Source organism: uncultured Meiothermus sp. (genome assembly GCF_937863175.1).
Classification (GTDB): domain Bacteria; phylum Deinococcota; class Deinococci; order Deinococcales; family Thermaceae; genus Meiothermus.
Genome location: NZ_CALMCQ010000011.1, coordinates 1 through 8,428, shown reverse-complemented (window position 1 = coordinate 8,428; position 8,428 = coordinate 1). Strand labels below are relative to the sequence as shown.

Sequence of the window (8,428 nt, the reverse complement as noted above, 5' to 3'; positions counted from 1 at the left end):
AAATAACCCAAAGGCTGCGGGGGCTACGGGTCTTCGGTCTTCGGCGCCCGGTCTTTGATCTTCCACCCTAGCTATGTACCAGGGTTCCCACCTGCTCGCCCTTGATAATTTTTTCCAGATTGCCTTCGCTGAACATATCAAAAACCACGATTGGCATGTTTTGTTCCTGGCACAAGGCCATGGCAGTAGCATCCATCACCTGTAGACCTTCCACCAGGGCCTGGTGGTAGGTCAGGTCGGTATATTTTATGGCGCCGGGGTTTTTGCGGGGGTCGTCGCTGTAGACCCCATCTACCTTGTTTTTGGCCATCAGCACTGCATCCACATTCATTTCCAGGCCGCGCAGGGCGGCAGCAGTATCGGTGGTTACGTAAGGGTTCCCGGTACCGCCGCCAAATATCACCACCCGGCCTTTTTCCAGATGCCGGATGGCCCGGCGGCGGATGTAGGGCTCGGCGACCTGCTGGATGGTCAGGGCGGTCTGGACGCGGGTGGGTACACCGATGAACTCGAGGGCATCCTGCAAGGCCAGGGCGTTCATGATGGTGCCCAGCATCCCGATGTAATCGGCGCTGGCCCGATCCATTCCAACGCCCTGTTTGGCCCCGCGCCAGAAATTGCCACCCCCCACCACAATGGCAACCTGTACTCCCAACTGGTGGGCCTTTGCGACTTCCTGGGCCAGGGCCTGGGTGGCCCCGGGCTGTATGCCGAAGCCATTGCCGGTAAGGAATTCCCCCGAAAGTTTGAGCAAAACCCGCTTATACTTCATACGACCCCCCATACCCAAAGAAAAAGGGCCGAAAGTCTTTCGACTCTCGACCCTCGGTCTGTAGCATTGGCTACGCTCCTACCTCGAAGCGGCTGAAGCGCTTGACCTGAATATTCTCGCCAATCTTGGCCACAGCGGATTTGATGAGTTCGCCCACCTTCATTTTGTCGTCTTTAACGAAGGGCTGCTCCAGGAGCACCATCTCCTCGTAGAATTTCTTGATGCGGCCTTCGGCAGCTTTTTCGGCAATGTTTTGCGGCTTGCCTTCGTTGAGGAGTTGCTGAACGTAGATGGCCTTTTCCTTCTCGAGGTCTTCTGGCGAAACTTCCTCGATACTCACATAGCGGGGGTTGGCCATGGCGATGTGCATGGCAAGGTCTTTGGCCAGCCGCTGGAACTCCTCGTTGCGGGCTACGAAGTCGGTCTCGGAGTTGAGCTCGACCATCACCCCTACCCGCTGGTTGTGGTGGATGTAGGAGCCAATAATGCCTTCGCGGGCCTCGCGGTCGGCTTTCTTGGCAGCCTTCAAGGCACCCCGCTCGCGCAGCAGGGTGGTGGCTTTCTCCATCTCCCAGCCAGCGTCCTCCAGGGCTTTTTTGACATCGGTCATGCCTGCGCCGGTCTGTTCACGTAGTTTTTTGATCTGCTCGAGTTGGGTCATATGAGTCCTCGTCACAGGTCTCAGGTCTCAGGTCGTCCGGCTTGCGAGATGCGACCTCGGATCTGAGACAGCTTCTCACGCTTCTGCTACCGGCACCGTGCTGGTGGTTTCGGTGGGGGGGATTTCACGCCCACCCCCACGGGCCTCCACAATCAGGTCGGTCATGCGGTTGACCACCAGCTGAATCGAACGTATCGCGTCGTCGTTGCCGGGCACGATATAGTCGCAGACATCGGGGTCGGAGTCGGTATCGGCCAGGGCGATCACCGGGATGCCCAGCTTGCGGGCTTCCTTGACCGCAATGGCTTCTTTGGTGGGGTCTACCACAAAAATGGCATCGGGCAGGCGGCGCAGCTTGCGGAAGCCGCCGAGGTTCTTTTGCAGGCGCTCGAGCTCGTGCTGGAGCTGCACCTGTTCGGTCTTGACCCGTTCTTTGATATCCTCCGAGGCGAAGAGGGCCTCGAGCTCCGAGAGGCGGTTGACCTGGGCGGTGATGGTGCGGAAGTTGGTCAGCATCCCCCCCAGCCAGCGCTGGTTGACATAGGGCATACCCGCGCGGTCGGCTTCCTGCTGCACAATTTCCTGGGCCTGTTTCTTGGTGCCCACATAAAGGATGGTCGCCCCCCGCATGGCCAGATCCTGCACGTACTTGAAGGTGCGCTCGAGCTCGACCATGCTCTTCTGCAGGTCAATGATGAAAATTCCGTTGCGCTCGGCGTAGATGTAGCGCTTCATCTTGGGGTTCCAGCGCTTGGTCTCGTGGCCGAAGTGCACCCCAGCCTCGAGCAGTTCCTTTATACTTACGTTTGCTGCCATGTTTTCTCCTGACGGGACGGTTGGAGCGGGCGTTCATTTGTGCGTTCCGGGGCATCTCTTTGAGTACCGTTCCCTAACCTCGAAAGATCCTGATGGCACACCCAAAGAAGAAGTATAGCTCAAGGAGACGCCTTTTGAACAGTCGGGGGTAGCGAGGTTGGGGGGTTTTGGCTACCGGGTGCAGCTAACCATAGCTTCGGTGGTCTCTCCTGGTGCGCCGCTATTGACCGGGTTGCTGGTGCGGCACACTGCCCCACTGGCAGTGATGGTAAGGACGACGTTGCCCAAAAACGTCAAACTTACCAGAAGCAGTCCTGGTTGTTTCATGGACTCAATCTATCATACCAGCCAGTGAGTGCCTGAACAGTCGAACATTTGTATCCAGATCAATGGAGGCAAGTCTTTCAAAAGCACGCCAGCGTTTGCCAGTTGGCTAAACTGCTGCTATACTTGCTACGGCTGTTTTGGCTATCAGCCTCTAGGTAAAGCAGCACAAAGGGTCTTTTGGGGGTGTAGCTCAGCGGGAGAGCAGGTCCTTTGCAAGGACAAGGTCGGGGGTTCAAATCCCTTCACCTCCACCAGTAAAAGCTAACAGCCGAATGCTCACGGCCCAGGGTATCCAGCCCGAGGTGTCTTATCGCGGGTTTTATGGCCTCGAGTTGCACAGGAGGGCAATCTAACCGATGGCTGGCTGGCGTGCAAAGAGCTATGCTGTAGCGGTGAGCACACCTGTCTGGGAAGATGGAAACTGGCAGACCTTGCCACGTCTGGAAGAAAACCTCGAGACCGAGATCTGCGTGGTGGGGCTGGGCGGCTCGGGGCTGGCGGCGGTGCTCGAGCTGTTGCGGCTGGGCCGAAAAGTGGTGGGGATAGAAGCAGGCACGGTAGCGGCTGGCGCGGCAGGCCGGAACGGGGGGTTTTTGCTGGCGGGGATTGCCAGGTTCTACCACCAGAGCGTGGCCGAACACGGACGCGACTTTGCCAAAAGCATCTACCAGGCCACCCTCGACCAGATTTCACGGATGATGGCCGAGACCCCCCAGGCCATAAGGCGGGTGGGTTCGTTGCGAATTGCCGCCTCGGAGGACGAACTGCAAGACTGCACAGCCCATCTGCAAGCCCTGCGGGCCGATGGGTTTGCTGCCGAGCCCTACGATGGCCCGGAAGGGCAGGGGTTGCTGATCCCAGGGGATGCTGCCTTCAACCCCTTGTTGCGTTGTAGAATGCTGGCCCAACAAGCACTGGAAGCTGGGGCCAGGCTTTTTGAAGATAGCCCGGCCCTGCAGATCAGCGGCCAGGAGGTAGAGACCCCCAGGGGGCGGGTTCACTGTCAGAGGGTACTGGTGGCCGTAGATGGCAGGCTCGAGCAGGTGCTGCCGGAACTCGAAGGCCGGGTACGCACCGCCCGTTTGCAGATGCTGGCCACTGCACCTGTAAAAGCACGCTTTGCCCGGCCTGTATACCGGCGCTGGGGCTACGACTACTGGCAACAACTGCCCGATGGCCGCATTGCCCTGGGTGGGATGCGGGACGCAGGGGGCGAAGCAGAGTGGACAACGCTAGATGAACCCGGTGAAAACGTACAGCTGCACCTGGAACAACTCCTCCATCAACTGGGTATCCAGGCTCCCATCACCCATCGCTGGGCGGCCCCGGTGGCGTATACCCTGACCGGCTTGCCGATTGCCCAGGAGGTGCGGCCTGGGGTCTGGGCTATCGGCGCCTACAGCGGAACCGGAAACGTGGTGGGGGCCTTGCTGGGGCAGGAGACGGCGGCAGTATTGGCTGGGGTTAAGCCGTCCCGGGCTTTGTTCTTAGCCTGAGCCTTTGCCAGCGTCATGCCCCTTGGCCTTGTACATTTCGTGGTCGGCATGGCGGTAGAGGGTGTCGGGGTCGCTGCCGTCGCGCGGGTAGATGGCCAGGCCAATTGAGGCGGTTACCTCGAGGGCGCGGTTGCCGATGCGCACACTGGTATTGACTTCGTGGGCGATTTTTTCGGTCAGACGCTCGGCCATCTCGACCGAGGGAAGGTCGGCCAGAATCACCCCGAACTCGTCGCCCCCCAGGCGTGCAACCGAGTCGGTGGCCCGTACCGAAAGGCTAAGCTGGCGGGCGATGCTGCGCAAAAGTTCGTCGCCGGTGGCATGGCTGAAGGTATCGTTGACCTGCTTGAAATCGTTCAGGTCAATATAAATCACCCCTACCAGGCGGTCTTTTTCCTGGGCCCGGGCCATGGCCTGGATCAGGCGTTCCTGGTAGAGCATACGGTTGGGCAGTTTGGTCAGGACATCGTGGGTGGCCTGGTATTCCAGTTCCTCAATCAGGGCCTGGCGGTCAACAGCAATAGCGGCCAGATCGGCGGTGGCGTGGATGGCGCGGCTATCGGATTCCAGCGGGGTTGGCCCCAACACGCTCAGGGCCCCCAGAACCCCTTCCTTGGTGCGGATGGGCAGGGTCAGGCCGTGGCGAAAACCGGCTACCAGCAGCGCCCGGCGCACTTCGGGGGGGAGGTTCTCTTTGAGGTCGAGGTTTTCGACCTCGGATTTTTCGCCCTCTGGTGCGTTGTGCCCAAAGGGGCCAATGGGGCTGGTCTCGAGAAAATGCCGCACTACCTCGGGCATACCGTGGCTGGCAACGGTGTTCAGGTTTTCACCCTTGGCGATCTGGATCGCGCAGGCGACTTCGGGTAGCTGGGAGCTGAGCATTTCAATGGTAGCGGTGAGGATGTCCTCGAGTTCGGAGCCCCTCGCGATCATCTCCAGGGCCAGGTTGCGGTCGCGCTCGAGGCGAACCGCCCGTTTGTGCTCGGTCACGTCCACGATCAGGCCACGCAGCCGGGTGCCACCACTGGACTCTCGCATGGCAGTGACCCGATCCTGGAACCAGTGCATGCGACCCTCTTTGTCAAAAGCGCGATACTCGATCTCGGTGGTTTCCAGGGCTACCGAGAGGTTGCGCAGGCGCTGGGAAACCATCTCGAAGTCTATCGGATAGAGCACCCGGGGCCAGACGCTTTCTTCGCGGGGGCCCAAAAAGCGATCCACCGGGTAGCCCAGCACCCGCTCGACCTGGCGGCTCACAAAGGTGAAGACCAGGGTATCTTTCTGGAATTCGGCCTCCCAGACGATCCCACCTAGCGAATTGACCAGCTCCTGGTAGAGTGCGCGCGACTGGCGCAATTCCCACTCGGCTCGCTTGCGCTCGGCCAGCTCGCTGCGCAGTTGTTCGAAGAGTTGGGCGTTCTCCAGCAGGGGAGCGGCAGCGCTGGAGGCAGCCATCACGATCTCGACCTCGTCTGCGCCAAACTCCCTGGGTTCGTAGCTATCGAGCCCTAACGTTCCCAACACCCGGTCACCGGCCAGAATGGGCACCAGCAGCATCGAAACCACGCCAAACCGCCTGGCCACCTCGCGCCCGGCACCCATGCGGGGGTCATTTTGGGCGTCCGACACCGAGACCGGCTTGCGTTCGCGCATGACCTGTATGCTGATCTCGTTGCCCTCGAGGGAGATCCGGTCGTTGGTGTTGCGGGCCTGTCCTGTACCAAATTCCGAAACGATGGTCAGGTAGCGCCCATCTTCCGAAAGCCGGGCAAACCCCGCATGCTGTACCCCCACCACTGCCGTGAGTTCACTACAAATAACGTTCAGTACAGTTAATGGGTCGAGGGGTGCCCCCGAAGTGGCCACAATTTGCTTGAGCATGGTGGCCTCTTTGAGCCGCCGATCCAGCTCTTTTTTAGACAGGGAAGAGAAAGGAGAACGCTTTGCGGCTGGTTTCTTACGCATAAACGGCAGGGATACTCCTCGGTATGGTGCTCTATTAGAACCTGCTTCATGATACTGAAGATTGGGGAAAGACATAAGGCCCTGTTTGCCCGAAGACGATCGGTTCATCGCAGTGGGGTGCCAGCCGTGGTCTGCCGTCGGGATTTATGTGCCAGCGGGTCTGGGCAGCCCGGTTGTCCGATACCCATATTGATTAATTGGCCCTTCTGACGCTCATCTGATATACTCTCAGCTTGCGTGACCCGGTGGGGTCGCTGGCTGGTGGTGTACCCGGCTGGCAACCAGCTCCGGCACAGTCGATCCAGAAAGCGAGGTGAATATGCCGCAATACGAAGTCAATGTGATTCTCAACCCCAACCTTGATGGGGCCCAGGCTGTCCAGGAGAAAGACATCATTAAAGCCGCCCTCGAGCGTCACGGTGCCAACATCAAGAACACCGATGACTGGGGAAACCGCCGCCTGGCCTATCCCATCCAGAAAGACCCCGAAGGCAATGTGCTCTTCTACACGGTGGAAATGGCCGGGGCGAGCAATACCGCGCTGCAGCGAGAACTGCGCTTGCGCGACCATGTACGTCGTGTAACCATCCTCCGCGACCGTCCCGAATGGCGAAACAGCAACAAGAAGAAGAAATAAGCTGTTTGGCTCGACCTGAGTTCTGAGGCCAGAGACCGTAATGGAACTCAAAGGCAGCGATACGCAACCCGCCGTAGGCCCTAAGCTAAAGGCTGAAAGCGAACTGCCAAGCGCCAGAAGAGATAGACTGAAGCAAGGACCGAAACGAAAAAGGACTGATTGATATGGCTCGAGGCCTCAACCGCGTTACCCTCGTAGGCACCCTGACCCAGGACCCCGAACTGCGCTACACCGCAGGCGGACTGGCCGTGATGGAACTCAATCTGGCTGGCAACGATGTCGTGACCGACGAGCAGGGCCAGACCCGCGAACCGGCCTGGTATCACCGCATCAAACTGCTGGGCAAAAGTGCGGAGTTCTGGGGCGACACCCTGAAAGCGGGCATGGCGCTCTTTGTGGAAGGCAAGCTCGAGTACCGCTCCTGGGAACAGGAGGGTCAGAAAAAAAGCAGCCTGGAAATACGCGCCGACCGCATGGAGATTGTGAGCCTGGAAGGCAAGCGGGGTCAGGTGACCGTAACCGATGCCCGTGGACAGGAGCGCCTGAAAGACGGCCTCAACCACGTGATGCTGGTGGGCAATCTGACCCGCGACCCCGAACTGCGCTACACCCCCCAGGGAACCGCCGTGACCCGCCTTTCGCTGGCCGTGAACGAAAAGTTCACCACCCGCCAGGGCGGCGATCAGGAAAAGGTGCACTACGTCGAAGCTCAGGCCTGGCGTGAGCTGGCCGAGTTTGCGGCAGAACTCAAAAAAGGAGACGGAGCGTTCCTAATCGGACGCCTGGTAAACGACTCCTGGACCGCTCAAGATGGCACCCGGCGCTACACCACCCGTGTAGAGCTGAGCCGCCTCGAGCGACTTGCCCGTGGAACTGGACAAAGCACAGGTGGAAACAGTTCCCAAAGTGTTGCAACAGCAGCCAAAGGCCGTGCGGGCAAGGTAGATATTGATGAAGGCTTGGTAGACGATTTCCCACCTGAGGAGGATTTGCCGTTTTGAGCACCAAGAAGATGTCTAACCGTGGTGGCCCCAAGGGCGACCGCCAGGATCGTGAGCGGGGTGAGCGTGGCGAGCGCGGTATGCGCCGTGGCCGCAAGCCCAAAGTAGCCGCAGCCGTTGGGGCCTTCGACCTCAACGATTTCAAGAGCGTGGATATTCTCAAGCGCTTTCTCTCCGAGACCGGCAAAATTCTGCCCCGTCGCCGTACCGGACTGGACGCCCAGGATCAGCGCAAACTGGCCCGCACCATCAAGCGCGCCCGCATGATGGGCCTGCTACCCTTCACCGACAAGCTGGTTCGCAAATAGGGGATCGGTCGGTCTGAAGGGGTGGGTTCCCGCCCCAAAAGGCCGACCAACAGGAGAATACTGAAGATGAAAGTAATTCTGCTTGAACCTATGGAAAACCTCGGCGACGTGGGGGCAGTGATTAATGTGAAACCGGGCTATGCCCGCAACTACCTCCTGCCCCGTGGGATCGCGACCCTGGCTACCGAGAGCAACCTGAAGACCCTGGAAGCCAAAATTCGGGCCCAGGCCAGGAAGGCTGCCACCCGCAAAGCCGAGGCCGAGCGCCTGAAGGAGCTTCTGGAACCCATCACCCTGACCCTCAAGGTCAAGGCTGGCGACCAGAAGATTTACGGCTCCGTTACCAGCCGGGAGATTGCCACCGCGCTGGAAGCCCAACACCAGATCACCATTGACCCCAAGCGCCTGGCGCTGGACAAGCCGATCAAAGACCTGGGCGACTACA

Annotated in this window: 9 protein-coding genes and 1 tRNA gene; 6 read left to right on the top strand and 4 right to left on the bottom strand. The window is 59.6% G+C overall.

Going from position 1 to position 8,428, the window contains the following annotated elements; translation table 11 throughout:
- Positions 1 to 67: 67 nt before the first annotated feature.
- From pyrH to rpsB, 3 genes are all read right to left on the bottom strand, one after another.
- Positions 68 to 772, bottom strand: coding sequence for a UMP kinase (pyrH, locus tag Q0288_RS00520; RefSeq protein ID WP_299425536.1), 705 nt, complete (start codon positions 770 to 772; stop codon positions 68 to 70).
- Between the two features lie 70 nt (positions 773 to 842).
- Positions 843 to 1,433 (bottom strand): translation elongation factor Ts, encoded by a 591-nt coding sequence (gene tsf, locus Q0288_RS00515; protein WP_299425533.1) that lies wholly within the window; start codon positions 1,431 to 1,433, stop codon positions 843 to 845.
- Between the two features lie 75 nt (positions 1,434 to 1,508).
- Entirely contained in the window at positions 1,509 to 2,249 is a 741-nt protein-coding gene (gene rpsB / locus Q0288_RS00510; RefSeq protein WP_299425530.1) for a 30S ribosomal protein S2, read from the bottom strand.
- Positions 2,250 to 2,755: 506 nt separating this feature from the next.
- On the opposite strand from rpsB, the gene Q0288_RS00505 reads away from it, so the two are divergent.
- Positions 2,756 to 2,830: transfer RNA gene (locus tag Q0288_RS00505), tRNA-Ala, on the top strand.
- A 102-nt stretch (positions 2,831 to 2,932) separates the two neighbouring features.
- Complete coding sequence (locus tag Q0288_RS00500; protein ID WP_299425527.1) at positions 2,933 to 4,072, top strand: FAD-binding oxidoreductase; 1,140 nt, start codon at positions 2,933 to 2,935, stop codon at positions 4,070 to 4,072.
- Here the strand turns inward: Q0288_RS00500 and Q0288_RS00495 are convergent.
- On the bottom strand, positions 4,064 to 6,037 hold the full coding sequence (locus Q0288_RS00495; RefSeq protein ID WP_299425524.1) for a diguanylate cyclase: 1,974 nt from the start codon (positions 6,035 to 6,037) through the stop codon (positions 4,064 to 4,066). The genes Q0288_RS00500 and Q0288_RS00495 overlap by 9 nt on opposite strands.
- Before the next feature lie 319 nt (positions 6,038 to 6,356).
- Here Q0288_RS00495 and rpsF point away from each other — a divergent pair, with 319 nt between their 5' ends.
- From rpsF to rplI, 4 genes are all read left to right on the top strand, one after another.
- On the top strand, positions 6,357 to 6,674 hold the full coding sequence (gene rpsF, locus Q0288_RS00490; protein WP_299425521.1) for a 30S ribosomal protein S6: 318 nt from the start codon (positions 6,357 to 6,359) through the stop codon (positions 6,672 to 6,674).
- A gap of 164 nt (positions 6,675 to 6,838) precedes the next feature.
- A complete protein-coding gene (gene ssb, locus Q0288_RS00485; RefSeq protein ID WP_299425518.1) occupies positions 6,839 to 7,675 on the top strand; it encodes a single-stranded DNA-binding protein in 837 nt (278 codons plus the stop codon).
- Between the two features lie 80 nt (positions 7,676 to 7,755).
- Positions 7,756 to 7,983 carry a 30S ribosomal protein S18 gene (rpsR, locus tag Q0288_RS00480; protein ID WP_299425539.1) on the top strand — a complete coding sequence of 76 codons (228 nt, stop codon included), beginning with the start codon at positions 7,756 to 7,758 and terminating at the stop codon, positions 7,981 to 7,983.
- Between the two features lie 66 nt (positions 7,984 to 8,049).
- On the top strand, positions 8,050 to 8,428 hold a 379-nt coding region (gene rplI, locus Q0288_RS00475), incomplete at its 3' end, for a 50S ribosomal protein L9 (RefSeq protein WP_299425515.1).